Annotated in this window: 26 protein-coding genes; 6 read left to right on the forward strand and 20 right to left on the reverse strand. The window is 72.3% G+C overall.

Annotated elements, in window-relative coordinates:
* Positions 1 to 11 precede the first annotated feature (11 nt).
* The gene (locus tag ACIHEJ_RS21760) at positions 12 to 1,376 is read right to left on the reverse strand and encodes a glutamine synthetase family protein (RefSeq protein ID WP_400138087.1); all 1,365 of its coding nucleotides are present in this window, start codon (positions 1,374 to 1,376) and stop codon (positions 12 to 14) included.
* Positions 1,377 to 1,471: 95 nt separating this feature from the next.
* Here ACIHEJ_RS21760 and ACIHEJ_RS21765 point away from each other — a divergent pair, with 95 nt between their 5' ends.
* Together ACIHEJ_RS21765 and ACIHEJ_RS21770 are read left to right on the forward strand one after the other, a co-directional pair.
* Entirely contained in the window at positions 1,472 to 2,209 is a 738-nt protein-coding gene (locus ACIHEJ_RS21765; protein WP_400138088.1) for a FadR/GntR family transcriptional regulator, read from the forward strand.
* A gap of 52 nt (positions 2,210 to 2,261) precedes the next feature.
* A complete protein-coding gene (locus tag ACIHEJ_RS21770) occupies positions 2,262 to 2,951 on the forward strand; it encodes a gamma-glutamyl-gamma-aminobutyrate hydrolase family protein (protein ID WP_400138089.1) in 690 nt (229 codons plus the stop codon).
* A gap of 311 nt (positions 2,952 to 3,262) precedes the next feature.
* On the opposite strand, the gene ACIHEJ_RS21775 is transcribed toward ACIHEJ_RS21770, so the two are convergent.
* Entirely contained in the window at positions 3,263 to 4,186 is a 924-nt protein-coding gene (locus tag ACIHEJ_RS21775; RefSeq protein ID WP_400138091.1) for a LysR family transcriptional regulator, read from the reverse strand.
* Positions 4,187 to 4,256: 70 nt separating this feature from the next.
* Here ACIHEJ_RS21775 and ACIHEJ_RS21780 point away from each other — a divergent pair, with 70 nt between their 5' ends.
* A complete protein-coding gene (locus ACIHEJ_RS21780) occupies positions 4,257 to 5,414 on the forward strand; it encodes a TDT family transporter (protein ID WP_400138092.1) in 1,158 nt (385 codons plus the stop codon).
* On the opposite strand, the gene ACIHEJ_RS21785 is transcribed toward ACIHEJ_RS21780, so the two are convergent.
* From ACIHEJ_RS21785 to ACIHEJ_RS21800, 4 genes are all read right to left on the reverse strand, one after another.
* On the reverse strand, positions 5,326 to 6,045 hold the full coding sequence (locus ACIHEJ_RS21785) for a helical backbone metal receptor (protein WP_400138094.1): 720 nt from the start codon (positions 6,043 to 6,045) through the stop codon (positions 5,326 to 5,328). The two genes, ACIHEJ_RS21780 and ACIHEJ_RS21785, sit on opposite strands and share 89 nt — an antisense overlap.
* Positions 6,045 to 6,617 carry a helix-turn-helix domain-containing protein gene (locus ACIHEJ_RS21790; protein ID WP_400138096.1) on the reverse strand — a complete coding sequence of 191 codons (573 nt, stop codon included), beginning with the start codon at positions 6,615 to 6,617 and terminating at the stop codon, positions 6,045 to 6,047. The genes ACIHEJ_RS21785 and ACIHEJ_RS21790 overlap by 1 nt, the downstream gene beginning before the upstream one ends.
* 384 nt (positions 6,618 to 7,001) lie before the next feature.
* Positions 7,002 to 8,816, reverse strand: coding sequence for an ABC transporter permease/substrate binding protein (locus tag ACIHEJ_RS21795; RefSeq protein ID WP_400138098.1), 1,815 nt, complete (start codon positions 8,814 to 8,816; stop codon positions 7,002 to 7,004).
* Complete coding sequence (locus ACIHEJ_RS21800; RefSeq protein WP_400138100.1) at positions 8,809 to 9,891, reverse strand: glycine betaine/L-proline ABC transporter ATP-binding protein; 1,083 nt, start codon at positions 9,889 to 9,891, stop codon at positions 8,809 to 8,811. The genes ACIHEJ_RS21795 and ACIHEJ_RS21800 overlap by 8 nt, the downstream gene beginning before the upstream one ends.
* Positions 9,892 to 10,014: 123 nt before the next feature.
* Here ACIHEJ_RS21800 and ACIHEJ_RS21805 point away from each other — a divergent pair, with 123 nt between their 5' ends.
* A complete protein-coding gene (locus ACIHEJ_RS21805; protein ID WP_400138102.1) occupies positions 10,015 to 10,935 on the forward strand; it encodes a 5'-3' exonuclease H3TH domain-containing protein in 921 nt (306 codons plus the stop codon).
* A 113-nt stretch (positions 10,936 to 11,048) separates the two neighbouring features.
* On the forward strand, positions 11,049 to 11,894 hold the full coding sequence (locus ACIHEJ_RS21810) for a siderophore-interacting protein (protein WP_400138104.1): 846 nt from the start codon (positions 11,049 to 11,051) through the stop codon (positions 11,892 to 11,894).
* Between the two features lie 13 nt (positions 11,895 to 11,907).
* Here the strand turns inward: ACIHEJ_RS21810 and ACIHEJ_RS21815 are convergent, their stop codons facing one another.
* Positions 11,908 to 12,846, reverse strand: coding sequence for a 5'-nucleotidase (locus tag ACIHEJ_RS21815; RefSeq protein ID WP_400138106.1), 939 nt, complete (start codon positions 12,844 to 12,846; stop codon positions 11,908 to 11,910).
* A gap of 51 nt (positions 12,847 to 12,897) precedes the next feature.
* Positions 12,898 to 13,479: a GNAT family N-acetyltransferase gene (locus ACIHEJ_RS21820; RefSeq protein ID WP_400138107.1), complete on the reverse strand. Its 582-nt coding sequence runs from the start codon at positions 13,477 to 13,479 to the stop codon at positions 12,898 to 12,900.
* A 38-nt stretch (positions 13,480 to 13,517) separates the two neighbouring features.
* Between ACIHEJ_RS21820 and ACIHEJ_RS21825 the strand changes: the two genes are divergently transcribed.
* Positions 13,518 to 14,501, forward strand: a complete 984-nt coding sequence (locus tag ACIHEJ_RS21825; protein WP_400138108.1) for a pseudouridine synthase — start codon at positions 13,518 to 13,520, stop codon at positions 14,499 to 14,501.
* Here the strand turns inward: ACIHEJ_RS21825 and ACIHEJ_RS21830 are convergent.
* From ACIHEJ_RS21830 to ACIHEJ_RS21885, 12 genes are all read right to left on the reverse strand, one after another.
* Entirely contained in the window at positions 14,479 to 15,978 is a 1,500-nt protein-coding gene (locus tag ACIHEJ_RS21830) for a cytochrome P450 (RefSeq protein WP_400138110.1), read from the reverse strand. The two genes, ACIHEJ_RS21825 and ACIHEJ_RS21830, sit on opposite strands and share 23 nt — an antisense overlap.
* Positions 15,979 to 16,025: 47 nt before the next feature.
* Positions 16,026 to 16,646: a GTP-binding protein gene (locus ACIHEJ_RS21835; protein ID WP_400138112.1), complete on the reverse strand. Its 621-nt coding sequence runs from the start codon at positions 16,644 to 16,646 to the stop codon at positions 16,026 to 16,028.
* On the reverse strand, positions 16,627 to 17,049 hold the full coding sequence (locus ACIHEJ_RS21840; RefSeq protein WP_400138114.1) for a DUF742 domain-containing protein: 423 nt from the start codon (positions 17,047 to 17,049) through the stop codon (positions 16,627 to 16,629). Before ACIHEJ_RS21840 ends, ACIHEJ_RS21835 begins: the two co-directional genes overlap by 20 nt.
* The gene (locus ACIHEJ_RS21845) at positions 17,046 to 17,450 is read right to left on the reverse strand and encodes a roadblock/LC7 domain-containing protein (RefSeq protein ID WP_351242683.1); all 405 of its coding nucleotides are present in this window, start codon (positions 17,448 to 17,450) and stop codon (positions 17,046 to 17,048) included. The genes ACIHEJ_RS21840 and ACIHEJ_RS21845 overlap by 4 nt, the downstream gene beginning before the upstream one ends.
* A complete protein-coding gene (locus ACIHEJ_RS21850; RefSeq protein WP_400138116.1) occupies positions 17,447 to 19,111 on the reverse strand; it encodes an ATP-binding protein in 1,665 nt (554 codons plus the stop codon). The genes ACIHEJ_RS21845 and ACIHEJ_RS21850 overlap by 4 nt, the downstream gene beginning before the upstream one ends.
* A gap of 362 nt (positions 19,112 to 19,473) precedes the next feature.
* Positions 19,474 to 22,326 carry a DEAD/DEAH box helicase gene (locus ACIHEJ_RS21855; protein WP_400138117.1) on the reverse strand — a complete coding sequence of 951 codons (2,853 nt, stop codon included), beginning with the start codon at positions 22,324 to 22,326 and terminating at the stop codon, positions 19,474 to 19,476.
* Positions 22,327 to 22,433: 107 nt separating this feature from the next.
* Positions 22,434 to 23,384, reverse strand: a complete 951-nt coding sequence (tatC, locus tag ACIHEJ_RS21860; RefSeq protein ID WP_400138119.1) for a twin-arginine translocase subunit TatC — start codon at positions 23,382 to 23,384, stop codon at positions 22,434 to 22,436.
* Positions 23,385 to 23,431: 47 nt separating this feature from the next.
* On the reverse strand, positions 23,432 to 23,710 hold the full coding sequence (tatA, locus tag ACIHEJ_RS21865; protein WP_400138120.1) for a Sec-independent protein translocase subunit TatA: 279 nt from the start codon (positions 23,708 to 23,710) through the stop codon (positions 23,432 to 23,434).
* A 260-nt stretch (positions 23,711 to 23,970) separates the two neighbouring features.
* Complete coding sequence (locus ACIHEJ_RS21870) at positions 23,971 to 24,165, reverse strand: hypothetical protein (RefSeq protein ID WP_358647951.1); 195 nt, start codon at positions 24,163 to 24,165, stop codon at positions 23,971 to 23,973.
* 42 nt (positions 24,166 to 24,207) lie between these two features.
* Positions 24,208 to 24,468, reverse strand: a complete 261-nt coding sequence (locus ACIHEJ_RS21875) for a hypothetical protein (protein ID WP_400138306.1) — start codon at positions 24,466 to 24,468, stop codon at positions 24,208 to 24,210.
* Positions 24,469 to 24,630: 162 nt separating this feature from the next.
* On the reverse strand, positions 24,631 to 25,680 hold the full coding sequence (locus ACIHEJ_RS21880; protein ID WP_400138122.1) for a helix-turn-helix transcriptional regulator: 1,050 nt from the start codon (positions 25,678 to 25,680) through the stop codon (positions 24,631 to 24,633).
* 16 nt (positions 25,681 to 25,696) lie between these two features.
* Positions 25,697 to 26,674, reverse strand: a complete 978-nt coding sequence (locus ACIHEJ_RS21885) for a helix-turn-helix transcriptional regulator (RefSeq protein WP_400138123.1) — start codon at positions 26,672 to 26,674, stop codon at positions 25,697 to 25,699.
* Between the last annotated feature and the right edge of the window lie 122 nt (positions 26,675 to 26,796).

Below are 26,796 nucleotides of genomic sequence, written 5' to 3' on the forward strand. Positions count from 1 at the left end.
GTGTCGACCTTTCACAGGCGTTCGAAGGAGCGGCGCAGCTCCCAGTCGGTGACCGCGGCGTCGAAGGCCTCCAGCTCGACGCGCGCCATGTTGCGGTAGTGGGCCACGACCTCGTCGCCGAAGGCGGCCTTCGCGATCGTGCTGTTCTCCCACAGCTCGGCGGCCTCGCGCAGGGTGGTCGGAACGTGCTCGAAGCCGGCGGTGTAGGCGTTGCCCGGGCAGGGCTCGGGGAGTTCGAGCTTCTGCTCGACGCCGTACAGGCCGGCGGCGATCAGTCCGGCGACGGCGAGGTAGGGGTTGACGTCGCCGCCCGGGAGGCGGTTCTCGAAGCGCAGGGAGCGGCCGTGGCCGACCACGCGCAGGGCGCAGGTGCGGTTGTCGTGGCCCCAGGCGACGGCGGTGGGGGCGAAGGAGCCCGGCTGGAACCGCTTGTAGGAGTTGATGTTGGGGGCGTAGAGGAGGGAGAAGTCGCGCAGGGCGGCGAGCTGCCCGGCGAGGAAGTGGCGCATCAGCTCGGACATGCCCCCTTCCTGGTCCCCCGCCATGACGTTGGTGCCGTCGGCGTCGGTGAGCGAGAGGTGGATGTGACAGGAGTTGCCCTCGCGCTCGTTGTACTTGGCCATGAAGGTGATCGAGACGCCTTCCTGGGAGGCGATCTCCTTGGCGCCGGTCTTGTACAGGGCGTGCTGGTCGCAGGTGACGAGGGCCTCGTCGTAGCGGAAGGCGATCTCGTGCTGGCCGGGGTTGCACTCACCCTTGGCGGACTCGACGGTCAGGCCGGCGCCGGCCATGTCGTTGCGCAGCCGGCGCAGCAGGGGTTCGATGCGGCCGGTGCCGAGGACGGAGTAGTCGATGTTGTACTGGTTGGCCGGGGTGAGGCCGCGGTAGTTCGCGTCCCAGGCCTGTTCGTAGCTGTCCTTGAAGACGATGAACTCCAGCTCGGTGCCGACCTGGGCGGTGCAGCCGAGTCCGGCGAGCCGCTCCAGCTGGCGGCGCAGGATCTGGCGGGGCGCGGCGACGACCGGGGAGCCGTCGTTCCAGGCCAGGTCGGCGACGAGCAGGGCCGTGCCGGGGTGCCAGGGGATGCGGCGCAGGGTGGCCAGGTCGGGGTGCATGGCGAAGTCGCCGTAGCCGCGGTCCCAGGAGGACATCGCGTAGCCGTCGACCGTGTTCATCTCGGTGTCGACGGCGAGGAGGTAGTTGCAGCCCTCGGTGCCGTGCTGGAGTACCTCGTCGAGGAAGAAGCGGGCGGCGAACCGCTTGCCCTGGAGCCGCCCTTGCATGTCGGGGAAGGCCAGGACGACAGTGTCGATCTCACCGCTCGCGACGAGGGCGTGCAGTTCCTCGACGCCGAGCGGGGGTGTGCGGTCTGCCACGGGAGAGCCTCCTTGGGCGCCTGTGCGCTTTTTCGGCGGGGCCGGGAGCCATAAGGTATTGCGGAGAACCATTGCTTGGGAAGGGGGTACGGCGGATGTCGCAGGACATCGGTCCCTACGGACTGGGTGACCGGCTCGCTCCGGTGCTGCGGCCGGTGCGGGCGGGCAACGGCTTCGAGGAGGCGCTGGAGCAGATACTGCAGGTCGTACGGCTGGGCCTGGTGCCGGGCGGCGAACGGCTGCCGGCCGAGCGGGAGCTGGCGGAGCGGCTCGGGATCAGCCGGGTGACGCTGCGCGAGGTGCTGAAGGTGCTCCAGGACCAGGGGCTGGTCGAGGCGCGGCGCGGGCGGTACGGCGGAACGTTCGTGCTGCCGCGCACGGACGCGGGCGGCGAGGACGAGCTGCGGCGGCGCATCGCCGAGGTGGACATCGAGGACGTGCTGCGCTTCCGGGAGGTGCTGGAGGTGGGCGCGGCCGGGCTGTGTGCGGCGCACGGGCTGACCGGGGAGCAGGCGGACCGGTTGCGCGAGGCGCTGGACCGCACCCACGAGGCCCCGCTCGCGGACTACCGCCGGGCGGACACGCTGCTGCACCTGACGCTGGCCGAGCTGTGCGGCTCGCCGTCGCTGACCGCGCAGTACGCGGCGGTCCGGGCCACGGTCAACGACCTGCTGGACTGCATCCCGCTGCTGGTGCGCAACCTGGAGCACTCGCAGCGGCAGCACACCGCGCTGGTGGAGGCGGTGCTGGACGGGGACGCGGACGGCGCGCGGGAGATGATGCGCGAGCACTGCGCGGGCACGGCGGCCCTGCTGCGGGGCTTCCTGGCCTAGGGCAGGTCTGCAAAGGTATGGGGGTGAACCTTTGGATGACTGGGAGGGCGACGTGACCGGACGGCCGTTGATCGGTGTGAGCACGTATCTGGAGACCGGCGCCCGCTGGGGCGTGTGGGAGCTGGAGGCGGCCCTGCTGCCGGCCGCGTACCCCCGGCTGGTGCAGCGGGCCGGCGGCCTGGCGGCGCTCCTGCCGCCGGACGACCCGGACCGGGCCGCGGCGGCCGTGGCCCGGCTGGACGGGCTGGTGATCGCGGGCGGTCCCGACGTGGACCCAGCCCGCTACGGCGCCGAGCGCGACCCCCGCACGGGCCCGCCCGCCCAGGCCCGCGACACCTGGGAACTTGCGCTGATCCGGGCCGCGTTGGACGGGGGTACGCCGTTGCTGGGCGTCTGCCGGGGCATGCAGCTGCTGAACGTGGCGCTCGGCGGGACGCTGGTGCAGCACCTCGACGGGCACGCGGAGGTGGTCGGGGTGTTCGGCGGGCACCCGGTGAAGCCGGTGCCGGGGAGCCTGTACGCCGGGATCGTCCCGGAGGAGACGACGGTGCCGACGTACCACCACCAGGCGGTCGACCGGATCGGCGCCGGACTGGTGCCCTCGGCCTACGCGGCGGACGGCACGGTGGAGGCGCTGGAGCTGCCGGCGGACCGGGGCTGGGTGCTGGGCGTGCAGTGGCATCCGGAGATGGGCGAGGACCTGCGGGTGATGCGCGCCCTGGTCGCGGCGGCGGGCTCGTAGGGACCTGAGGTGCCGGACGGCCTCGTGGGCGCCGCTGCCGCGGGCAGATCCTGCCGACGCCGGCGCGCGACCCACTCCGGCCGGCCGGAACACCGGGCACCGGGCGCCTCACCGTCGCACCCCCCCGTTCTCACCCCCGCGTCAGCAGATGCGCGCCCTGGTCGCGGCGGCGGGCTCGTAGGGACCTGAGGTGCCGGACGGCCTCGTGGCGCCGCTGCCGCGGGCAGATCCTGCCGACGCCGGCGCGCGCGACCCACTCCGGCCGGCCGGAACACCGGGCACCGGGCGCCTCACCGTCGCACCCCCCGTTCTCACCCCCGCGTCAGCGACAGCAGCTCCCGTGCCGGGCCCGTGGGGCGGTGCCCCGTCGGCCAGACCGCCCGCAGGTCGCGGCGGAGCGCCATACCCTCCACCGGGATGCTCACCAGTCGCCGCAGCGACAGCTCCTCCCCCACCGCCAGCTCACTGAGGACCGAAGGGCCCGCGCCGCTCACCGCGGAGGCCTTCACCGCCGTCGTCGAGGACAGTTCGATCAGCGGGCGGGCGAGTCCGCCGAGCGCCGCGTCCAGAACCTGGCGGGTGCCGGAGCCGCGCTCACGGAGGATCAGCGGGGTCGTCGCCAGCTCCTGCGGCGTCAGCGGGCGCCGACGGCGGGCCCAGGGGTGGCCGGGCGCGGTGACGACGACGAGCCGGTCCCGGGCGATCACGGTGGAGTCCAGGCCCGTGGGGACCGACAGCCCCTCCACGAACCCCAGGTCCGCCTCACCGGCCAGCAGCAGCTCCGCGACCTTCGCCGAATTGCCCGCGAGCAGCGAGACGGCCGTATCCGGGCGCTCGGCGTGCAGCGCGAGGAGCCAGCCGGGCAGCAGGTACTCGGCGATGGTCATGCTCGCCGCGACCCGCAGCCGCGAGTCCCGCCGGTCCCGCAGCGCCCGCGCCCCCGCGTCGAAGGCCGCCGCCGCCTCCACGACCCGGCGGGCCCAGTCCGTCACCAGGGCGCCCGCGTCGGTGAGCCGGGAGCCGCGCGGCGAGCGGTCCACCAGGGCCACGCCGAGCTGCCGCTCCATCGAGCGGATCCGGCTGCTCGCGGCGGGCTGGGTGATGCCCACCTCCCGGGCCGCCGCGCCGAGACTGCCCAGCCGTGCCACCGCCAGCAGCAGCTCCAGCGCGGCGAGGTCCGGCACCCGGTGCGCCAGGGTACCGGCCGGATCTCGCTGTCCCTCCACCTCGCTCATAAGACCAGCTTATGCCCCCATAGGCGGGAACTCCCTGGTCGGCGCCGTCCTGGGACGGCAGCGTGGAGCCATGGTCACCGCAGCCCAGCCCCTCGCCGTCCCCCGCGTCGCCCGGGTCCGCCACCTGGGCCCCCACTGGTACGCCTCCGTCATGGGCACCGCCGTGATCGCCACGGCCGGCACCGCGCTCCCCGTCGGCGCCGAGGCGCTGCGCGGTGTCCTCCCGGCGGTCTGGACGCTCGGCCTGGTCCTGCTCGTGGCCCTTCTCGCCGCCCGCGCGCTGCACTGGACCCGCCACCGCGACCAGGCCCGCGCCCACCTGCTGGACCCGGCCGTGGCGCCCTTCTACGGCTGTCTGGCGATGGCCCTGCTGGCGGTGGGCGGCGGCGCCCTCACCGTCGGCCGGCGCTGGATCGGCACCGGGCCGGCCCTCGGCCTGGACGCGGTGCTGTTCACCGCCGGTACGGCGGTCGGGCTCGGATCCGCCGTAGCCGTCCCGTACCTGATGGCCGCACGGCATCGCGCCGAGCCCTCCCAGGCGTCCCCGGTGTGGCTGCTGCCGCTGGTCGCGCCCATGGTGTCGGCGGCGCTTGGCCCGCTGCTGGTGCCGTACCTCCCGCCGGGGCAGCCACGCCAGACCCTGCTCCTCGGGTGCTTCGCCCTGTTCGGGCTGAGCCTGTTCGCGACGCTGATCACGCTGCCGCTGGTCTTCGCCCGGCTGCTCACCGCGGGCCCGCTGCCCCTCGCGCTGACCCCGACCGTCTTCCTGGTCCTCGGCCCGCTCGGGCAGTCCACCACCGCGGTCGGCGCGATCGCGAAGGCCGCTCCGGGTGTCGTTCCGGCGCCGTACGACCGCGCCCTCGACGTCCTCGCCGTGCTGTACGGGGTGCCGGTCATGGGATTCGCGCTGCTGTGGCTGGCCTTCGCGACCGCGCTGGTGGTGCGGGCCCGGCGGCAGGGCATGGGGTTCGCGATGACCTGGTGGGCGTTCACCTTCCCGGTGGGCACCTGCGTCACCGGCGCGGCGTCCCTCGCCCGGCACACCGGCCTCGCGGTCTACGACGGGCTGGCCCTCGGGCTGTACGCCGTTCTCGTCGCGGCCTGGCTGGCGGCGGGCTCCGGGACCGTGCGCGGGCTGCTCAGCGGCGAGCTGCTCGCAGGGCCCGCGCCAGCACCCGGGGGGCTTCCGTCAGGGACGGGCCGTACCAGGTCAGGTGGCGTCCGCTGACCAGGGCGCAGGGCAGGCCGGGGAAGGCCTCGGGGCCGTCGTCGGCGGTGAAGCGGTAGGGCTCGTCGGGGAGCACGACCAGGTCGGGGGCCGCCGCGTTCAGCTCCGCCAGGGGGACGCGCGGGTAGCGGTCCGGGTGGGCGGCGTGGAGGTGGTCGACGCCCAGACGGGCCAGGACGTCACCGGCGAAGGTGTCCCGGCCGAGCACCATCCAGGGCCGGCGCCAGACCGGCACGACCGCCGTCGTGCGCCGGGCCGGCTCCGGCAGGGACGCCCATGCCGACTCGGCCTCCGCGAGCCAGCGGGGGCGTTCCGGCGCGCCGCACGCGGTCAGCACCCGGCGCAGCTCGGCGAGCGCCTGCGGGACCCCGCGGACCTCGGTGACCAGCACCTCCAGGCCGGCCGCGCGCAGGGCGTCGAGGTCGGCGGGCCGGTTCTCCTCCTCGTTGGCGATCACCAGGTCGGGAGCGAGGGCGAGGATGCGGTCGGTCTTCGGGTTCTTGGTGCCGCCGATCCGGGTGACGTCCAGGTCGGCCGGATGGCTGCACCAGTCGGTCGCCCCGACCAGCACACCGGGCAGCGTCACCGCCACCGCCTCGGTGAGGGACGGGACCAGGGAGACGACCCGCACTACCGGGACCGGTCCTGCACGGCCTCGATGTGCTCGGCGACCGCGACCACGATGACCCGCGTGTCCGGCACCGTGGCCCGCCAGCGGTGCCGGACCCCGCCGGTCAGGTACAGGGTGTCGCCGCGGCCGAGGCGGTACGCGCGGCCCTCGGCCTCGATCTCCACGGCCCCGTCGGCCACGTACATCAGCTCGTCGTTGCGGTGCTGGAACTCGCGGCCGGCGTCGTGGTCGCCGGTGAACTCGGAGGCGTGCAACTGGTGGTGGCCGCGGACCAGGGAGCGGGTGCGGGCGTCGAAGTCGCCCTCGGCGACGGGCTCGGCGCGGACCACGTCCACGCTGGCGGCCGGGTCGGCGGCAGCGAGGAGTTCGACGGCGGTGGTGCGCAGGGCGTCGGCCAGCTTCTCCAGTGAGGTGCGGCTGGGGCGGGCCCGGTCGTTCTCGACCTGGCTGAGGAAGGGCACCGACAGGCCGGTGCGCTCGGCCACGGCGGCGAGGGTCAGCTCCAGCGCACGGCGGCGACGCCGGACGGCCGCGCCCACCCGCACGGGCTGCTGCTCTTTGTGGTCGCCCATCGCTCCGGCTCCCTCCCTCGCTCGTCGTGCCGCTGTACGAGTGCCCGCTGTGGCGCACACCTCTTCCGATGACTTCTCTGCACCCTACGCATGTTCGGCAAACCGTTTCACGCGGCTGCCACATCCCTGACATGCGCATGGACTCCCACCCTCACAGTTCGCGCCAGCGCAGGGGCAGCCCGGGGCGGCCCTCGGCACCGTCCCCCCGGGGGACGAACATGCCGACCAGCTGCGCCAGGTGCCTCTCCTCGGGCCACGGATCGTCACGCCCTGTGGTTGGCCGGATCCTTGTCGTAGGCCGCGGACCACGAGGGGCGGGCAGCACCGGACGCCGTACGACGTCCCGCGCGCCCGCCCCTCGGGTGGCGGTCCGGGCCGGTCAGGTCACCCGGCCGCCTGGCTCCTGCCGCCCTTGCGGTCGACCGGGGCCCACGTGTCGACCAGGCCCGGGTGGTCGCGCAGCCAGGCGCGGACGGCGTCCTGCTCCTTGCCCTTGCCGGCCCGCTGGATCCGCGACTCCAGGCCGGTGAGCTGCCGCTCGGTCATCGAGAAGCCCTTCAGCCAGCGGCCGACCTCGGGGTTGGCGGCGGTGAAGCCCTTGCGGGCGAGGGTGTGCACGCCGTCGCCCTTGCCCCAGGCGTTCTGCGGGTCCTCGAGCTTCTTCAGGTCGTAGTCGCTGTAGGCCCAGTGCGGGGACCACAGGGTGACGACGACCGGCTGCCTCTTGGCGTAGGCACGCTCGAGCTCGGCGAGCATGGCCGGGGTGGAGCCGTCGACCACGTCGTACGTGCCCTGCAGGCCGTACCGCTGGAGGACCTCGCTCTTGAGCAGGCCCATCTCCCCCGCGCTGGGCTCGATGCCGACGATCCTGCCGCCGAACTCGGAGGCGTGGTCCTTCAGGTCCGCCAGGGAGTTCACGTCCTTCACATAGGAGGGGACGGTCAGTTCCAGGGAGGTCGGGCCGAACCAGGAGCCGAGGTCGTCGAGCTGCTTGCCGTACTTCTTCCAGTACTCGGCGTGGGTGGTGGGCAGCCAGGAGTCGGTCTCGAAGTCGAGCTGGCCGGTGGCGAGGCCGGTGTAGAGGGGTCCGGCGGCGTACTGGGTGGTGGTGACCTTGAAGCCGCGTTCCTCCAGGATCTCCTTCCACAGGAAGGTGGAGGCGACGCCCTCGTCCCACGGGATGTAGCCGATCCGGATCTCCTTGCCCTTGCCGACGTCCGTGCCGGAGGCCACGGAGGTGCCGCTGGAGGAGCCGAGGACGCCCGTCCCGCCCGCGATCAGGGCGAGGACGACCACGCCGACGCCCGCGACCGCGGGACGCGGACGGTACGACCACACACGCGTGGGGGCCTTGGCGGCGGCCCTGCGGCCCAGCGGGGAGAGCTGGGTGCCGAGCGCGCCGGTGACGCGGTCCAGGTAGATGGCGAGGACGACGATGCCGACGCCCGCCTCGAAGCCGTAGCCGATGTCGAGCTGGCCGATGGCCTCGTTGACGGCGCCGCCGAGGCCGCCGGTGCCGACCATGCCGGCGATGACGACCATGGACAGGCCCAGCATGATCACCTGGTTGACGCCGGCCATGACGGTCGGCAGGGCGAGCGGCAGCTGCACGCGCCAGAGGATGTCGCGCGGGGTGGTGCCGAACGCCTCGGCGGCCTCGACCAGTTCGGCGTCGACCTGGCGGATGCCCAGCTCGGTCATGCGGACGCCGGGGGCGAGCGCGAAGATCAGGGTGGCGACGACACCGGCGGCGGTGCCGAGGCCGAAGAACAGCATGGCCGGGATCAGCAGGACCATCGACGGCATGGTCTGCAGCAGGTCCAGGGCGGGCCGTACGGCGGCGCTGACGGCCTTGGAACGGGCCGCCCAGATGCCCAGCGGGAGCGAGACGGCCAGGGCGATCACGGTGGCCACGAGGACCAGGGCCAGCGTGGACATCGCCCGGTCCCACAGTTCGAGGGAGTCGACCAGCGCGAACCCGGCGAAGGCGAGGACACCGGCGAGCAGGCCGCGCAGCCACCAGGCGACGACGGCGAGGATGCCGGCCATCAGCAGGGGCTGGGGTGCGCCGAGCACGGCGTCGATGCCGTCGTACATGCCCTCCATGACGGCCTTGACGGCGTCGAAGAGCCAGGAGAGGTGGCCGACCAGCCAGTTGACGCCGGAGTCGACCCAGTCGCCGAGGGGGATCCTAGGCACGGCTGATCACCTTCGCCTTCCCGTCCGGGTTGTCACAGGGCGCGGGACCGGCCGTCTCCTCGCCGAGGAAACCGACCAGGCGCTGCCTCGGGACGACGCCGACGACCCGGTTCGCCTCGTCGACCACGCAGACGCGGTGGGAGAGCCGGGCGCTGATCGCGCACAGTTGCGTGAACGGCGTCTCGGGGGTCGCGGTCTCGCAGCCGCACAGGGGGGCGTCGCCGGTGACGGAGGTGTCCATGAGGGCGCCCGCCGTCAGGACGCGGGAGCGGTCGACGTCCTGGATGAAGGAGGCGACGTAGTCGTTCGCGGGACGCAGCAGGATGTCCTCGGCGGTGCCGGTCTGCACGATGCGGCCGTCGCGCATGACGGCGACGCGGTCGCCGAGGCGCATGGCCTCGTTGAGGTCGTGGGTGATGAAGACGATGGTCTTCTTCAGGGTCTTCTGCAGCTCCAGGAGCTGGTCCTGCATGTCGCGGCGGATCAGCGGGTCCAGGGCGCTGAAGGACTCGTCCATCAGCAGCAGGTCCGCGTCGGTGGCGAGGGCGCGGGCGAGGCCGACGCGCTGCTGCATGCCGCCGGACAGCTCGTCGGGCCAGGACTTCTCCCAGCCGGCCAGGCCGCACAGGGCGAGCGCCTCGTCGGCGCGGCGCTCGCGCTCGGCGCGGGGAACGCCCTGCACGGCCAGGCCGTAGGCGGCGTTGTCGCGGACGCTGCGGTGCGGGAAGAGCGCGAAGTGCTGGAAGACCATGCTGATCTTCCTGGAGCGCAGCTCACGCAGCTCACGGTCGCTGAGGGCGGTCAGGTCCTGGCCGTCGAAGCGCACGCTGCCCGCGGTCGGCTCCAGCAGTCCGTTCAGCATGCGCAGCAGCGTGGACTTGCCGGAGCCGGACAGGCCCATGACGACGAAGATCTCGCCGGCCTCCACCCGGAAGGAGGCGTCGATGACGGCGGCGGTGGTGCCGTCGGCACGCAGCTCCTCGCGGTCGGCGCCCCGCCTCAGGCGCTCCACTGTCTCGTCCGGTCGTCTGCCGAACACCTTGAACAGGTGCTCCGCCTCAAGCCTCGCTGCCACGCGTACCTCTCGTCTTCGGGGACATGACAGAGGCCGCCCCTCCCCACGATCGACATGGTCAAACTTTTAAGTGACCCAGCTCACAGGGACGGCGGCGACTCGGCCGTACGGCATGATGCGAGCGTGACCGGACGACTCATGCTCCTCGACACCGCCTCGCTGTATTTCCGCGCCTACTTCGGCGTCCCCGACTCCGTGAAGGCACCCGACGGCACACCCGTGAACGCCGTGCGCGGGCTGCTGGACTTCATCGACCGGCTGGTGAAGGACCACCGGCCGGAGCGGCTGGTGGCCTGCATGGACGCCGACTGGCGGCCGCAGTGGCGGGTGGACCTGATCCCCACCTACAAGGCGCACCGGGTCGCCGAGGAGCACGAGGGCGGACCGGACGAGGAGGAGGTGCCGGACACCCTCGCGCCGCAGGTGCCGGTGATCGAGGCCGTGCTGGACGCGATCGGCATCGCCCGCGTCGGCGTCGCACGGTACGAGGCGGACGACGTGATCGGCACGTTCACCGCGCGCGCGGACGGCCCGGTGGACATCGTCACGGGCGACCGCGACCTCTATCAGCTGGTGGACGACGAGCGCGAGGTGCGCGTGCTCTACCCGCTGAAGGGCGTGGGCACGCTGCAGCTGACCGACGAGGCGGTGCTGCGTGAGAAGTATGGGGTCGACGGGCGCGGGTACGCGGACTTGGCGCTGCTGCGCGGCGACCCGAGCGACGGACTGCCGGGCGTGGCCGGCATCGGCGAGAAGACGGCCGCCAAGCTGCTCGCCGAGTTCGGCGACCTGGCCGGGATCATGGCCGCGGTGGACGACCCGAAGGCGAAGCTCACGCCGTCGCAGCGCAAGCGGCTCACCGAGGCCCGCCCGTACGTCGCGGTCGCGCCGAAGGTGGTCCGGGTGGCCGACGACGTGCCGCTGCCGCAGGTCGACACCGCCCTGCCGCACTCCCCGCGCGACCCGGCGGCCCTGGAGGAACTTGCCCGGCGCTGGGGGCTCGGCGGCTCCCTGCAGCGGCTGCTGGGCACGCTCGCCCGGTGACCACGACCGGAAAGCTCCGGCAAAGGGCTCTCATCGAGCCCTCGGGGAAGAGGTGTTCACTCTGGGAGAGGTGCTAGCTTAGGTAAACCTAACCAATACTGCAGGAGGCCGTGATGGCAGAGCGTCCGGGACGAAAGCCGCGCAAGCCCCGTACCGCCCACGTGGTGCGCACCGAGCGGCTCACCCCGCACATGCAGCGCGTGGTGCTCGGTGGCGAGGGGCTGGCCGACTTCGCGGCGGACACCTGCACCGACCACTATGTGAAGCTGCTGTTCGGACCCGAGGGCGTGAGCTACCCGGAACCCTTCGACCTGGAGCGGATCCGCGCGGAGTTCCCGCGGGAGCAGTGGCCGGTGACCCGGACGTACACCGTGCGCGCCTGGGACCCGGAACACCGTGAGCTGACCCTGGACTTCGTGATCCACGGCGACGAGGGCCTGGCCGGTCCCTGGGCGACGCGCGTCCGGCCCGGTGAGACCGTGCGCTTCATGGGTCCCGGCGGTGCCTACGCGCCCGCCCCGGACGCCGACTGGCACCTGCTCGTCGGGGACGAGAGCGCGCTGCCCGCCATTGCCCGCGCCCTGGAGACGCTGCCCGCCGACGCCCGTGCGCACGCCTTCGTGGAGGTCTCCGGCCCCGCGGAGGAGCAGAAGATCGACAGCGAGGTGGACGTCCGCTGGCTGCACCGCGGGGACCGGCCGGTCGGCGAGGCCCTGCTGGAGGCGGTGCGGGGGCTGGACTTCCCGGCGGGCCGGCTGCACGCGTTCGTGCACGGCGAGGCGGGCTTCGTGAAGGAGCTGCGCCGGCTGCTGCGCGTCGAGCGGCAGATCCCGCGCGAGGACCTGTCGATCTCCGGCTACTGGCGCCTCGGGCACGACGAGGACGGCTGGCAGGCCTCCAAGCGGGAGTGGAACGCCCGGGTGGAGGCCGAGCAGGAGGGCGGCGCGGCGGCCGCCTGAGGGCGGTCCGCCGTCAGGGCGCCGTCTCGTTGATCTTGCCGAACGGGATGTGCACGCTGGGCGTGGTCCGGGACGTGCTCTGCAGGTGCGTCACCTGGTCGTCGAAGAAGATGTGCGGGTCGAGCACCTTCATGACCGCGCCCTTGTCTATGCCGCCGAGGAAGAACGCGTCGTTGACCCGCACACCCCACTGCTTGAGGCTGCGCACGGCCCGTTCGTGCGCCGGCGCGTTGCGCGCGGTCACGATGGACACGCTCACCCGCAGCCCGTAGCCGGGGTCGCGCGTGCGCCGTTCCTCCTCGCGGCGCTGGATCCGGTTCACCCCGGCGAGGAAGTCCCGCAGCGGCCCGGGGTCGTGCGGGGTGGCCGCGTTGCGGGCCTCGTGCGCCCGGAACTCCTCCAGGCCGCCGGACTGGTACACCTGCTCGGCGGCGTCGCCGGCGAGCACCCCGTCGAAATCGAACGCGATCCGCAGCTCCCGGTCGGCGGGGTCGTCCGGGTACGCCGACCCGAGCACGTGTCCCGCGGGCAGTCCGGCGGCGACGGCCTCCCGTACGTCGTTCCCGTTCGCCGACAGGAACAGGGACATGTTCAGGGCGGGCATGAACTTGTACGGGGACCGGCCCTGCATGAACACCGCCCGGCTGATGGGCAGTTCGTGGGTCTGGATCGACCGCATGACGCGCAGACCCGTGTCGGGGTCGTTGCGGGACAGGATGATCACTTCGACGAGCGGGTCCCCCGGCTCGCCGAGGTCGTTCAGCGACAGCAGCCGCCGGATGAAGGAGAAGGCGACGCCCGGCTGGAGCGTGTCGTCGCGCTTCTCCTCCTGGTAGGCCCGGTAGGCCTGTTCGCCCTGCTCCCGGAAGACCGCGTCCGACTCCCGCAGATCGAACAGGGCGCTGGAGGCGACACCGACGACGAGTCGGTCCGCAAGCTCATAGGGTGGCATGCGCCCCATCTTCACAGGGGCGGCGGCGGGGCGCCGCCGGGGCGTCGGGGTTCAGTCGCCGCGCACGCGCGCGTGGAGATGCATGTCGTGCCAGCCGTCCGGGTGGAGGCAGGCGCTGCGCTTGGTCCCCTCATGGACGAAGCCGGCCTTGACGGCCACCCGGCAGGACGCCTCGTTGGCGAGGGCGTGCAGCAACTCCAGCCGGTGGAAGCCGATCTCCTCGAACGCCCAGCGGCTCAGGGCCGTCGCGCTGCGCACCGCGACACCCCGGCCGCGTGCCTGCGCCACCGTCCAGTACGCGATCTCCGCGGTGCCGTCCGTGAGCAGGATCTGGCGCAGCGCGACCCGGCCCAGCAGCGCGTCCGTGTCCGCGTCCACGACGGCCCACTGGGCCTGCTGCTCGCCCTGCCACTCCCCCCGCCAGCCCTCGATCCAGCCGGCGACCTCCTCCACGGAGTCGGTGGACCTGAGGTGCCACTGGTGCATCAGCGGGTCCTGGAAGGCGGCGTGGACGGCGGGCGCGTCCTCGGCCCGCCAGGGGCGCAGCAGCAGGCCGTCGCCGGTGGGCAGGGTGGGTTGCGGGGTGCGGGCGAGGGCTCCCGGGAGCAGGACCGGGTCGGTGAGAAAGGGCATGATCCGCATTCTGCCCCCCTCCCCGTACCCTTGGCGTGGTGAGACGCCGCACCCCGCCCCCTCCCGCCCCGCTCCCCCAGCGCGAGGGGGTCGACCCCGTGCGGGTGCGGCTGCCGGTCGCCGGGGGCTGGCGGACGGTGCGGGAGTACCTGGTGGAGCGGCTGAGCGGGGCCGGGGCCGGGGTGGTGGAGGGGATGTTCGACGCGGGGGCGGTCGTGGGGGCCGACGGGCGGGCCGTGGCGGGGGACGCGCCGTTCGAGCCGGGGATGTTCGTGTGGTTCCACCGCGAGCTGCCCGCCGAGGTCCCGGTGCCGTTCCCGGTGGAGGTGGTGTACCGGGACGCGCACATCGTCGTGGCCGACAAGCCGCACTTCCTGGCCACGACCCCGCGCGGCACGCATGTCGTCCAGACCGTGCTGGCCCGGCTCCGCCACGAGCTGGGCATCCCCACGCTGACGGCGGCGCACCGCCTGGACCGGCTGACGGCGGGACTGGTGCTGTTCACCGTGCGTCCGGAGGAACGCGGCGCCTACCAGACGCTGTTCCGGGACCGGCTGGTGCGCAAGGAGTACGAGGCGGTCGCACCGTACGATCCCGCGCTGGCCCTGCCCCGCACCGTGCGCAGCAGGATCGTCAAGGAGCGCGGGGTGCAGGCCGCCCGGGAGGTCGGGGGCGAGCCCAATGCCGAGACGTACGTGGAGCTCGCCGAGCACCGGGACGGGCGGGGTCGCTACCGGCTCGTACCGGCGACCGGGCAGACCCATCAGCTGCGGGTGCATCTGAGCGCGCTCGGCGTGCCCATCCTCGGCGATCCGCTGTACCCCGAGGTGACCGGCCCGGTGCCGGCCGGTGACTTCCGGCGGCCGCTGCAACTGCTCGCGCGGAGGCTGGAGTTCACCGACCCGGTCACCGGCGGGGAGCACGCGTTCGTCAGTGGACGCGAGCTCCTGGCCTGGTCGTCCTACGAGGCCTGGGCCGGTGCGGACCGGCCCCTTCCGGTCACTCCCCGCGCCACCAGCTGAGCAGGCGGCGCCAGACGTTCCTGTGACGGACCGGCTCCGGAGCCGGGAGCGCCGGCACGGGATCGGGCACGGCGGGGCGGGGAGCCGCCTGCCGAGGTGTGGGCGCCGGGGCCGGGGCCGGGTCGCTGCTGAGGGTGCCGACCTGCCAGTCGGTGCGCGGCGGCGGGACGGGCAGCGGCCGGGGTGGCAGGTTGACGTCCTGCTGCGGCTTCGGTTCGAAGCGCACGGGCAGGGACACCAGGTGCCGGGAGGCGATGGACGACCGCCAGCGCAGGTCCTCCTCGGCACAGTCCAGCTGGATGTCGGACAGCCGCATCAGCAGCGCGTCGACGCCGACGTCGGCGATGGCGCGGCCGATGTCCTGGCCGGGGCACTCGTGCGGGCCGCCGCCGAAGGCGAGGTGGGAGCGGTTGCCCTGCATGCCGGCGGACAGGTCGGGCCGCACCCGCGGGTCGACGTTGCCGGGTGCGGGAGCGAAGAGCAGCCCGTCGCCCTTGCGGATGCGCTGACCGCCCAGCTCGGTGTCCTGCTTGGCGAAGTAGCCGAGGACGGTGCTGAACGGCGGCTCGTCCCACAGGGACTGCTCGATCGCCTCGGGCACGGTCATCTGGCCGCCGTTGAGCTGGGCCCGGAAGCCCGGCTCGGTGAGGACCATGCGCAGCGCGTTGGCGAGCGCGTTCGCGGTGGCCTCGTAGGCCGCGAACAGGACGAGGCGCAGGTGTTCGCGGACCTCGTCGTCGGTGAGTCCGGCCGAGTGGGTGATGAGGTGGCTGGTGACGTCGTCCTCGGGCCGGGCGCGGCGCCGGGTGGTGAGCCGGCTCAGCGCGTCCATGACGTAGGCATGGCTCTGGATGGCGGTCTCGGTGCCCTTCAGCGCGTCTCGCGCGGCCTGCACCATCCGGTCGTTGTACTCCTCGGGCATGCCGAGGATCTCGCACATCACGGCCATCGGCAGGTGCTCGGAGAACTGCGAGACCAGGTCGGCCCGGCCGCGCTCGCAGAAGCGGTTGACCAGGCCCTGGGTGTGCCGGCCGATGTGCCGGCGCATGCTGCGGTGGTCGATGGTGGCCATGGCCGCGGTGACCGCCGCGCGCAGCCGCTCGTGCTCGTCGCCCTCGGCGTGGGAGCAGATGGGCTGCCAGGCGATGTGCGGCATGAGCGGGTGGTCGGGCTTGACCATGCCCTCGAGAAGCGGGGTCCAGATCCGGCTGTCGCGGGTGTACTGCGAGGGGGTGCGCACCAGTTGCAGGTTCTCGGCGTGTCCGAGCACCACCCACATCGGTACGTCGTCGTGCAGCAGGACGGGGGCCACGGGGCCGTGCGCCTCGCGCAGTCGTTCGTAGAGGTCGCCGAGGTCCTCCGCGTCGGGGCCGTAGAGCCGGTGCAGTCCCCCGGGGCCGAGGCGGTGCGCCGGGCAGCCCGGCGGCGGGGTGGGGGCGGGGTCTGTGCCGGTCAGGGATTGGGGTTCAGAGGTCACGGTGTCGCTCCGGGACGGAAGGTGTGGAGGTCGGTCGGCTGCGGGGTTCACATGAGGGCGCCGGAGAGGGCGAGGGAGTGCAGGAAGCGCGTCAGGGTCATCAGCACGTCCTTGCTGGAGGCACGGCGACGGACGTCGCAGTCGATGATCGGGATCTCCGGGGCGAGGTCCAGCGCGGTGCGCAGTTCCTCGACGGGGTAACGGGGCGCGTCCGGGAAGGAGTTGACGGCGACGACGAAGGGCACGCCGCGTTCCTCCAGCCGGCCCATGACGTCGAAGCTGACCTCCAGGCGCCGGGTGTCGACGAGGACCACCGCGCCGAGGGCGCCTTCGAACAGGCCGTTCCACAGGAACCAGAAGCGTTCCTGGCCGGGGGTGCCGAACAGGTAGAGCACCAGCTTGTCGGTGATGCTGATGCGGCCGAAGTCCATGGCCACGGTGGTGGCCGTCTTGGAGTCGGAGCCGTAGTTGTCGTCGACACCGATGCCCGCCTGGGTCATGGTCTCCTCGGTGGTCAGCGGCCTGATGTCGCTGACGGAGCCGACCATGGTGGTCTTGCCGACACCGAAGCCGCCCACGATCACGATCTTCACCGCGGCCTGCGCCGTGTGCGGCAGATGGTCCTCGGTGCGTGGGCCGGGGAGGGTGTCAGAGCCGTTGAAGTCCATGCATCACCGCTTCGAGGAGTGAACGGTCGGGGAGCGCCTGGCGGACGATCGGGGCGCGCGCCTGCACCAGTTCGGCCGTGATCAGCTCGGTGATCAGGACGGTCACCGCGCTGAACGGCAGATTGAGGTAGGCCGACAGTTCGGCCACGGACAGGGGAGCGTCGCAGAGCCGGAGGACGGCCGCGTGTTCCGGCGGGGCGTGCCGCGCCGGTGCGGCACGGGACACGATCAGGGTGACCAGGTCCAGTTCGGCCCGTTTCCCGTCGGCGGAGCCGGCGATGGTGTACAGCCGTTCCGGGTTGCGGGGCGGGGCCTGGCCGTCCGCCGATGGTGTGGGCGGGGCGGGCGGCTGAGGAGGCCGGGGCGGTTTCGGCAGGCGCCGTTTGCGTCGTGGAGGGGTCATACGGTCTGCCCGTTCCGCCGGGGCGGACTGGTGAGATGGGCGCCGATCCGGACGACGAGGTCGCGCATCATGCCGCTCATCCGGCCGGGCTCGCAGGTGACGTCGGCGAGTACGGCGAGATAGGCGTTGTCGCCGGCGTTCATGAGGTAGAAGTAGCCGCCGTCGATCTCGAAGACGACGACCTGCATGTCACCGGCGCCGGGCAGCTCCTTGATGATGGCGCCGGCCAGGCTCTGCACGCCCGCGCAGGCGGCGGCCACCCGGTCGGCGGCGTCGGGATCGCCGCCGTAGCGGGCGATGCGCAGTCCGTCCGCGGAGAGGACCACGATCATCTCGATGCCCGGCACGCCGTCGTTCAACTGCTTGAGCATCCAGTCGATGTTGCCTCGCTGCTGGATCACTTGAGGTCTCCCTCGTCGTCGGCCCCGGTGGCGGCCTCGGTGGTGGTGTCCGAATCGTTGAGCAGGTGCACGTACATTTCCGGGTGCCTCGTGAAGTCGGTCAGTTCGGGCCCGGTGGCGCCCTCGGGCATGCCCTTGCGCAAGCCGTTCCAGAAGTCCTCGATCCCCTGGCCGATCGGCCGGTCCATGAGCTTCTTGCGCTCGGGGTCGATCTCGGGCTCGGGTGCCGGCTTGGACTGTGACCAGATGGTCGGCCTGCCCTCACGCTCGGCCCGCTCGATGGCGGCCTGTTCGGCGTACCGCTGGCTCAGCGGGGTCTTCACCCGGCTGCGGCGCTGCGGCAGGCCGCCCGCGGTCCACTCGGTGACCTCGGGGACGTCGTCCTCCATGGAGATCCCGGCGGGGATCTTGGGGCTGGTGGGGCGGCGCTTCTTGGGCGGGCGCTTGGGGCCGTCGACGGCGCCCAGTTCACGCATCGGGATGCCGGTGGCGCCGATCCCGTGCGCGGCGCCGACGCCGGGCTCGGTGGTCGTCATCACGCGCGGCACGACGAGGATGGCGCGGACGCCGCCGTAGGCGGAGGCGCGCAGCGAGACCTCCATGTCGAACTGCTTGCAGAGCCGGCCGACGACGGCGAGGCCGAGGCGCGGGTTCTCGCCGAGGTTGTCCGCGTCGTCGCCCGCCTTGGCGGCCTCGATGGCGCCCTCGATACGGGCCCGGGACTCCTCGCTGAGGCTGACGCCGGCGTCCTCGATCTCGATGGCGACGCCCGCCTGCACCTCGGTGGCGGTGACGTACACCTTGGCCGTGGGCGGCGAGTAGCGGGTGGCGTTGTCGAGGAGTTCGGCGGCGGCGTGGATGATCGGCTCGACCGCGGTGCCCTTGATGTTGATGTTGACGATGGAGCTCAGCTCGATGCGCCGGTACTCAAGGATGCGCGACATGGCACCGCGCAGTGTGCTGTAGAGGGAGACCGGCAGCGGCCACTGGCGGCCCGGCCGCCCGCCGCCGAGGACGGCGATGGTGTCGGCGAGGCGGCCGATCAGCGAGGTGCCGTGGTCGATGCGCAGCAGGTCGTCGAAGACCTCGGGGTTGCGGCCGTGGTCCTCCTCCATCTCCCTCAGTTCCTTGGCCTGCTGGTGCACGATGGCCTGGACGCGGCGGGCGACGCTCACGTACGAGCGCTCGGTGGCGTCGCGCATCGAGATCTCGTGGTCGGCGCCCTTCAGCGCGACGCGGAACATCTCGCGGTACTGCTCGGGCAGGCCGCGCAGTTCGGGGTCGACGTCGTAGACGTTGCGCAGCACGTCCCGCATGTGCTCGCCGGCGCGCAGCCGGAAGAAGCCGGTGGGCAGGATGTCGTCGACGTAACGGGTGATCAGCTGGTCGTGGGCGGCGAGCCGGTGTTCCAGATACGCGGTGTGCCGGGCGCGTTCGGCCCGCTCCTCGCGGAGCAGGCGGCCGCGGCGGGCGGCCTCCGCGGCCGTGACCAGGACCAGCAGCACGGCCACCGCCCCGAGCACACCGACGGCGACCCGGGCCGACGCCGGTACCAGGGCGACGGCGGTGCCGGTCGCGGCGGCCATCACTGTGGCCGGCGGCAGGAGCACGCGCGCGTACGGACGTTCGCGGCGACCGGGAGGCTTCTGAACACTCACCATGGATGCCTTCTGAGACGAATCGGCTGGGTGTGGGGAGAGCTTGTGAGGGGAAAGTTCATGGAACTGTCGGGAATGACGGCAGGATTGGGAACAGGCGCACGAATTCATCTCAACTCGGTGCGCCGCGGGCGAGCTTAGTCCGACCGGATCATCGCCGTGTCATATTCAGCAAGCGCCTGAAATCGCCCGTGGGACAGGAGTAGCCTCAGTGCATTTACACGGTGAGGCGCCGTTCGAATACGTTCGGTGACGGCGTACGGGCATGCGAAAGCGCCTCATCGTGGCGAGTGAAAAGAGCCCTCCCGCCCCGGCGACCTGGATCGCCGGGGGGAAGGGCGGAAGCGTCACCCCCAGGGGGGCTCTCAGCCCACCGACGAGTAGGCGACCACGCCCCGCAGCAACTGGTCGACGGCCTTGCGCGCCGCCTTGGCCACGGTCGAGCCCTCGGCGGGCGCCGCCGCCGAGATCTGCCCCAGCACGTCGATGACCTGCTTGCACCAGCGGACGAAGTCGCCCGCGGGCATCTCGGCCTCGCGCAGCACTTCGTCGAGGCCCTTCCCGGAGGCCCACATGTACGCGGCCCAGGCGAATCCGAGGTCGGGCTCGCGCTGTCCGACGCCTTCGGTCTGGTTGATCCGGAAGTCCTCCTCCAGGGCGTCGAGCCTGCCCCAGATCCGCACCATCTCACCGAGGGCGGCCTTCGCCTTGCCCGACGGCAGCTTGGGCGCCATCGCGTCGTCGCCGACCCGGGCCTCGTACACCAGCGCCGAGACGCAGGCGGCGAGTTCGGCCGGGGCGAGGTCCTCCCAGACCCGCTCGCGCAGGCATTCGCTGGCCAGCAGGTCGAGTTCACCGTACAGCCGGGCGAGCCGCTTGCCGTGCTCGGTGACCTCGTCGGCCCGCAGGTAGTCCAGCTCGGTCAGCAGGGCGACGATCCGGTCGAAGGTGCGCGCGATGGTGTTCGTACGGCCCTCGATGCGGCGCTCCAGCTGCGAGGTGTCGCGCAGCAGCCGGTGGTACCGCTCGGCCCACCGGGCGTGGTCCTCGCGGTCGTCGCACCCGTGACAGGGGTGTGCGCGCAGCTCCGTGCGCAGCCGGGCGATCTCCCGGTCGTCGGCGGCCTGCGAGCGCTTCTTGCGGGCCCGCTCCGGCGGGATGTGCCCGGCCTTGGTGCGCAGCGCCGAGGCCAGGTCCCGACGCGACTGCGGGGAACGCGGGTTGAAGCTCTTCGGGATCCGCATCCGGTCCAGCGGCTCGACCGGCACCGGGAAGTCCATGGACGCCAGCCGCTTCACCTGCCGCTCGGCGGTCAGCACCAGCGGGCGCGGCCCGTCGTGGGCGTCGAAGCCGCGGTGGCCGTTGGAGCGGCCGGCGGGCAGACCCGGGTCCAGAACCAGGGCGAGGCCCGCGTACTTGCCCGTGGGCACGTGGATGACGTCGCCCGGCTTCAGCTTCTCCAGGGCGACGGCGGCCTCGGCACGCCGCTGGTGGGCGCCCTGCCGGGCCAGTTCCGTCTCGCGGTCCTTCAGTTCGCGGCGCAGCCGGGCGTACTCCTCGAAGTCGCCGAGGTGGCAGGTCATGGAGGCCTTGTAGCCCTCCAGTCCCTCCTCGTTGCGCTGCACCTGCCGGGAGATGCCCACGACCGACTTGTCGGCCTGGAACTGCGCGAAGGAGGTCTCCAGCAGTTCGCGGGAGCGGTGCCGGCCGAACTGCTCGACCAGGTTGACCGCCATGTTGTACGACGGCTTGAAGCTGGAGCGCAGCGGATAGGTGCGCGTGCCCGCCAGGCCCGCCAGGTGCTCGGGGCTCATGCCGCGCTGCCAGAGCACGACCGCGTGGCCCTCGACGTCGATGCCGCGGCGGCCGGCGCGACCGGTGAGCTGCGTGTACTCGCCGGGGGTGATGTCGGCGTGCTGCTCGCCGTTCCACTTGACGAGCTTCTCCAGCACCACCGAGCGGGCGGGCATGTTGATGCCGAGGGCGAGGGTCTCGGTGGCGAACACGGCCTTGACCAGGCCGCGCACGAACAGTTCCTCGACGACCTCCTTGAAGGTCGGCAGCATGCCCGCGTGGTGCGCGGCGATACCGCGCTCCAGGCCCTCCAGCCACTCGTAGTAGCCGAGGACGTGCAGGTCCTCCTGCGGGATGGAGGCGGTGCGCTCCTCGACCAGGTCGCGGACCTGTTCCCGGGCCTCCTCGTCGTTGAGCCTCAGGCCCGCGTACAGGCACTGCTGGACGGCGGCCTCGCAGGCGGCGCGGCTGAAGATGAAGGTGATGGCGGGCAGCAGGCCCTCGGAGTCGAGGCGCTCGATGACCTCGGGCCGGCCGGGCGTCCACACGCGCGAACGCTGTCTGCGCTCCCGCTCGCGGTCGGCCTCGCGCATCGACCGGCCGCGCCTGCGGTCCTGGTACGACGGCCGGGTGGCCTCCATGCGGGCGAGGCGCGCGAGGTCGGGGTTGACGGCCTTCTTGTGGCCCTCGCCCTCCTCGAACAGGTCGTACATCCTCCGCCCGGCGAGCACGTGCTGGAACAGGGGCACGGGCCGGTGCTCGGAGACGATCACCTCGGTGTCGCCGCGGACGGTGTCCAGCCAGTCACCGAACTCCTCGGCGTTGGACACGGTCGCCGACAGCGAGACCAGGGTCACCGACTCGGGCAGGTGGATGATCACTTCTTCCCAGACGGCGCCGCGGAAGCGGTCGGAGAGGTAGTGCACCTCGTCCATGACCACGTAGCCGAGGCCGAGGAGGGTCTGGGAACCGGCGTAGAGCATGTTCCGCAGCACCTCGGTGGTCATCACGACCACGGGTGCGTCGGAGTTGACGCTGTTGTCGCCGGTGAGCAGGCCGACCTTCTCGGTGCCGTAACGGCGGCACAGGTCGGCGTACTTCTGGTTCGACAGCGCCTTGATGGGTGTCGTGTAGAAGCACTTCTTGCCCTGCCGGAGCGCGAGGTGGACGGCGAACTCGCCCACGATCGTCTTGCCCGAGCCGGTGGGGGCGGCCACCAGCACGCCCTTCCCCTCCTCGAGCGCCTGGCAGGCCTCGATCTGGAAGGGGTCGAGGCCGAAGTCGTACATCTCGCGGAAGGACGCGAGCGCGGTGGCCTGCTCGGCTGCCCGCCTGCGGGCTGCCGCGTACCGCTCGGCCGGTGAGAGATCCTCTGTCATCGTGCTTTCGAGCGTACCGGGCCCCACTGACAACAGGACGATCATTATCCCGATCGTGTGCCCGTACCGCGTCCGGCGGTACGACGGATGCCCCCGTCCCGTGACTCGCCCGGGTACGGGGGCATCGACGCAGCAGCTCGGTGCGGGGTGGGTCAGGTCACGTCGTCGTAGCCGTTGACCCGGTCCGTGCTCGCCTGCCCGGGCACCGCCCGGCCGGCCGAGACGGGTTCGATCTCGCCGATGTCGTCCGGCGTGAGGTCCAGCTCGGAGGCCTCGTCGTCGGCGGGGCCCTCGGCCTCGCGGCGGCGCTTGCGCTTGTCGTTGAGCAGCGAGAAGAGGACCGCGCCGAAGTACAGCACCCAGATCGGGCCGGCGAGCGCCAGCATGGAGAGCGGGTCGGTGCTCGGCGTGGCGACGGCCGCGAAGACCGTGATGCCGAGGATCATGCCGCGCCACCAGCCGAGCATGCGCCGGCCGGTGAGGATGCCGGTGAGATTGAGCATGATCAGCAGCAGCGGCAGCTCGAAGGAGAGGCCGAAGACGATCACCATGCGGGTGACCAGCTGGAGCAGGTCGTCGAGCGGCAGCAGGTTCTTGATGTTGCCGTTCGGGGTGAAGTCGATCAGCACCTTCGCGGTGGTCGGCAGCACCTTGTACGCGAAGAAGGCACCGGCGAAGAACAGCGGGGCGCCGGTGAAGACGAAGGCGTAGGCGTACTTCTTCTCGTGCCTGTGCAGACCCGGCGCGACGAACGCCCACAGCTGGTAGAGCCAGATCGGAGAGGCGGCGACGACGCCCGCCATCAGCGACACCTGGAGCGCCAGTGTGAACGGCGCGAGAAGGCCGTTGATGGTGATCTCCGCGCACTGGTGCTTGTTGGAGGACTTCGCCAGCTGTTCGAAGGTCTCCGCGCAACCGACCGAGTCGAGGATCGGCTTGGTCAGGAAGTTGATGATGTCGTTGTAGAAGAAGGCGGCGACGATCGTCACGACGACGATGGCCAGCAGCGCCTTCGCGAGCCGGTTGCGGAGCTCACGAAGGTGATCCGCAAGGGGCATCCGTCCCTCGGGATCCTTCTCCTTCTTGCGGGCAGGCTTGAGCAACCCACGTCCTCATCTCGTGCGGCGGGCCGGGCGTAACCGGCCCTGCGTCAGCGCTGGGGGGTGTCCGTCGGCTCGTTGACCGGCCGCGAGCTGGTCACGTCACCGGGGGCCGCCTGGATGGTGCGCTGGGCCGGGGGCTGCTCGCCGGAGCCGGGGGCCTGGGCGGAGGTGTTGCCCTCTTCCTTCATCGCCTTGGCCTCGCTCTTCAGGATGCGCGCGGACTTGCCGAGCGAGCGGGCCATGTCCGGAAGCTTCTTCGCGCCGAACAGCAGGACGATGACGACGAGGATGAGAATGATCTCGGGGGCTCCGAGCCTTCCGAACATAAGTCTTTACCTTCTCACCGAGGCGGCTGTATGGGGTGCTGTCCGACCAGTCGGACATGTGTCCGATGGTCGTGCTGGCAGCGATCGTAACGCTCGGGGGTAAACGTCAGGCAATCCCCGTGCGTACTCCCAATTCCGCGGTACGGGCCTCGTTCTCCGCGCCGCGACCAGCAGCGTACCTTTCCGGGCGGGCAGCATGACAGGGCGAAGTGACGCAAAGCGCGTGTGCCCCGGGACTCACAGCAACCGCTCGGCGGCCCTCACAGGGCGTCCACGGCGCGGGCCGTGCTGACGGCCGCCCGCTCCAGGTCCTCGGCCGCGCGGTTGATACGGCGCGCGGAGTCCGCGACCTGCTCGCCGAGGCGCCGCGCCTCCAGGAAGACCCGGACGGCGAGCACCCCCAGGACGGCGAGACCCAGGAAACCCATGGCTACCGCGAACATCGGCCAGAACATGACGTCGAGCCTAGACCGTCCCCGCGCGGCGCACGCAGCCGACTACACCGTGGAGTGCAGCCGCAGGGTCCTGACCCCGCCGCCGGTGAGCAGCTCGACGATGCGCTCCCCCGCGGGCTTGCGCACCGAGGCACCGCACTCGGGGCAGGTGAAGGAGTAGAACGTCGTACGGCTGGTGGCGCCGATGGCGAGGCGCAGCGCGCTCGCGGCGAGTTCGAAGCGGCCCCGGCAGTCCGGGCAGCCCGCCTTGAACATCACGGGGACCACTCTCTTCATCCCGGCGAAGGCGGCCGCCACCGTCATCTCGCTCGCACCGGACACCGGAGACTCGTCCAACACCCTCGCTCCTCCTGTCGTGGTCGTACGCCTGCGGGGGCAGGCCGGCGCCGGAGGCGAGGACGCGACGGAGCCGGTCCTCCCGGCCCGCCCGGGCCCGCCGTCGCGGCACCGGCGCGCCCCGGCGGCTCACTCCGGCCTGTCGTACCCGCCGTGCCCGTCGTCCGGCCCGGCGTGCGCGCCGCGCTCCCCCGTCGCCGGCGCGTCGTACGCCGTCAGTGCCTCGCGGGCCGCCCGGCGGGCGCTGTCGGCCAGCTCGGGCGGGGAGACGATCCGGCCGTCGCGGCCGAGCCGCAGCGCCAGCCGGCGCAGGGAGGCCGGATCGGGGGTGCGCAGAGTGATACGCAGCCCGCCGTCGGCAAGCTCATCGGCGCTGTCGTGCGGGTAGTACTCGGCGACCCAGCGACCGCCGGGGCCGACCTCGACGACGACCTCCGGGTCCTCGGCGGCCGGCTGCACCAGGGCCTCGGAGAGGTCGCGCAGCTCTATCTCGGGCGGCGCGGACGGTTCGTCCAGGATCCTGATCTCGGCGACCCGGTCGAGCCGGAAGGTGCGCCGGGCCTCGGAGCGGCGGCACCAGGCCTCGACATAGGTGTGGCCGACGCTGACCAGGCGGATGGGGTCGATCTCGCGCTCGGTGACCTCGTCCCGGGCCGGGGAGTAGTAGCGGATCCACAGGCGGCGGCGCTCGGAGATCGCCCGGTCGACGTCGGCGAAGACCCCGCCCTCGGACTCAAAGGTGACCGACAGCCGCGAGCTGGCTCCCGCGGCCTCACCGGCGGCGGTCTCCACCTTGGCGGTGGCCCGCAGCAGGGCCTGCCGGTCGCTCTCCCTGAGGCCGGGCAGCGTGGAGACCGCACGGGCGGCCACCAGCAGCGCGGTTGCCTCGTCGGCGGCCAGCCGCAGCGGCTCGGCGGCCTCCTCGCCGAGCGCGGCCGGATTGTGCCACCAGATGCGCTCGCCGTCGGTGTCGATGTCCAGCAGGTCGCCGCCGCGGAAACTGGTGCCGCACATGGGCAGCAGATCGAGATCGGCGACCAGCTCGTCCTCGGTGATGCCGAACGCGCGGGCGACGTCCGCGATCCGAGCGCCCGGGCGCTCGCGCAGATACGTCACCAGGGAGAGCATCCGCCGGGTCTGGTCGATGGCGTTCACGGGCCTGACCGGTTTGCCTGCCACAGTCCTGCTCCGCCTCTCAACCCTTGGCCACGGCACGCAGCCGGTCCACCACGTCCGCGCGCAGCTCGGCCGGCTCCAGGACCACCACGTCCGGCCCGAACTCCACCAGCCAGGCGTCCAGGCCGTGCCCGTACGGAATCTCCAACTCGTCCCAGCCGTCCCCGAGTTCCCGGACCGCGGTGGCCTTCGCCCGAAGGGGGTAGCCGGAGCCGGTGCGCAGCCGGATCAGCGCCGTGCCGTCCGCGATCTCACCCGCCCAGCTCGCGACGGTCTCACGCACGGTGACGACGTCGGGCACCGGCGCGGTGAAGCCCGTACCGCGCGAGCGGACCCGGCCGGTGATCCTCGACAGCCGGAAGACACGCTCGGCACCCCGGTCGCGGTCGAAGCCGGCCAGGTACCAGTGCCCGCGCCAGCACTCCAGCGCCCACGGCTCGACGTGCCGGGGCTCGGGGTGGACGGCGGAGGCCTTGCGGTAGTCGAAGACGACCGGTCGGCGGTCGCGGCAGGCCAGCATCAGCGGCTCGAAGGCTGCCTCGTGCACCGGGATGCGCGGCTCCAGCGCGCCGTGCGCCCCGTAGGGGTCGACGCCCTCGGGCAGCCCCGCGGCGCGCAGCTTCTGCAGGGCGCCGCTGGCCGCGCCGGCGAGCCGGGCCTGCTGCCAGACCTTCGCGGCCAGGCCGAGGGCGGCGGCCTCCTCGGCGTCCAGGGTGATGGGCGGCAGGCGGTTGCTGTCGCGGCGGGCCAGGTAGCCGACCTCGCCGTCGAGGTTCTCGACGGTCTCGATGACCAGGCCCAGCTCGCGCAGGTCGTCCTTGTCCCGCTCGAACATACGGTTGAAGGAGTCGTCCGACCCCGCTGCGCCCTTCTCCGGCCTGACGGCCTCGACGTAAGCCTCGATGGAATCACGCAGCTCGCGCTTGCTGAGCGGCCGGCGCGTCCCCAGCAGGCACAGCGCGAGGTTCATCAGCCGCTCGGCCTTGGCAATGGCCATCGACGCCCTTCGCCTTCCCTATGGTGCTTACGACCGATGACCGTACCGCTCCGCGGCGCGCGGACAAAAGCCGAGGGCCCACGCCCGAACAGGCATGGGCCCCAGGTGATCGGATCCGGTCG

The sequence above is a fragment of the Streptomyces sp. NPDC052301 genome (assembly GCF_044593395.1).
Taxonomy (GTDB): domain Bacteria; phylum Actinomycetota; class Actinomycetes; order Streptomycetales; family Streptomycetaceae; genus Streptomyces.

Excerpts from the sequence above, each read along its gene's own strand:
- tatA (WP_400138120.1), bottom strand. The coding sequence starts at position 23,710 with ATGTTCGGAAGGCTCGGAGCCCCCGAGATCATTCTCATCCTCGTCGTC.
- ACIHEJ_RS21855 (WP_400138117.1), bottom strand. The coding sequence starts at position 22,326 with ATGATCGTCCTGTTGTCAGTGGGGCCCGGTACGCTCGAAAGCACGATG.
- ACIHEJ_RS21875 (WP_400138306.1), bottom strand. The coding sequence starts at position 24,468 with ATGACGGTGGCGGCCGCCTTCGCCGGGATGAAGAGAGTGGTCCCCGTG.
- ACIHEJ_RS21815 (WP_400138106.1), bottom strand. The coding sequence starts at position 12,846 with ATGCCACCCTATGAGCTTGCGGACCGACTCGTCGTCGGTGTCGCCTCC.
- ACIHEJ_RS21835 (WP_400138112.1), bottom strand. The coding sequence starts at position 16,646 with ATGGACTTCAACGGCTCTGACACCCTCCCCGGCCCACGCACCGAGGAC.
- ACIHEJ_RS21885 (WP_400138123.1), bottom strand. The coding sequence starts at position 26,674 with ATGGCCATTGCCAAGGCCGAGCGGCTGATGAACCTCGCGCTGTGCCTG.
- ACIHEJ_RS21790 (WP_400138096.1), bottom strand. The coding sequence starts at position 6,617 with ATGGGCGACCACAAAGAGCAGCAGCCCGTGCGGGTGGGCGCGGCCGTC.
- ACIHEJ_RS21820 (WP_400138107.1), bottom strand. The coding sequence starts at position 13,479 with ATGCCCTTTCTCACCGACCCGGTCCTGCTCCCGGGAGCCCTCGCCCGC.
- ACIHEJ_RS21850 (WP_400138116.1), bottom strand. The coding sequence starts at position 19,111 with ATGGTGAGTGTTCAGAAGCCTCCCGGTCGCCGCGAACGTCCGTACGCG.
- ACIHEJ_RS21765 (WP_400138088.1), top strand. The coding sequence starts at position 1,472 with ATGTCGCAGGACATCGGTCCCTACGGACTGGGTGACCGGCTCGCTCCG.
- ACIHEJ_RS21780 (WP_400138092.1), top strand. The coding sequence starts at position 4,257 with ATGGTCACCGCAGCCCAGCCCCTCGCCGTCCCCCGCGTCGCCCGGGTC.
- ACIHEJ_RS21775 (WP_400138091.1), bottom strand. The coding sequence starts at position 4,186 with ATGAGCGAGGTGGAGGGACAGCGAGATCCGGCCGGTACCCTGGCGCAC.
- ACIHEJ_RS21810 (WP_400138104.1), top strand. The coding sequence starts at position 11,049 with ATGGCAGAGCGTCCGGGACGAAAGCCGCGCAAGCCCCGTACCGCCCAC.
- ACIHEJ_RS21840 (WP_400138114.1), bottom strand. The coding sequence starts at position 17,049 with ATGACCCCTCCACGACGCAAACGGCGCCTGCCGAAACCGCCCCGGCCT.
- ACIHEJ_RS21870 (WP_358647951.1), bottom strand. The coding sequence starts at position 24,165 with ATGTTCTGGCCGATGTTCGCGGTAGCCATGGGTTTCCTGGGTCTCGCC.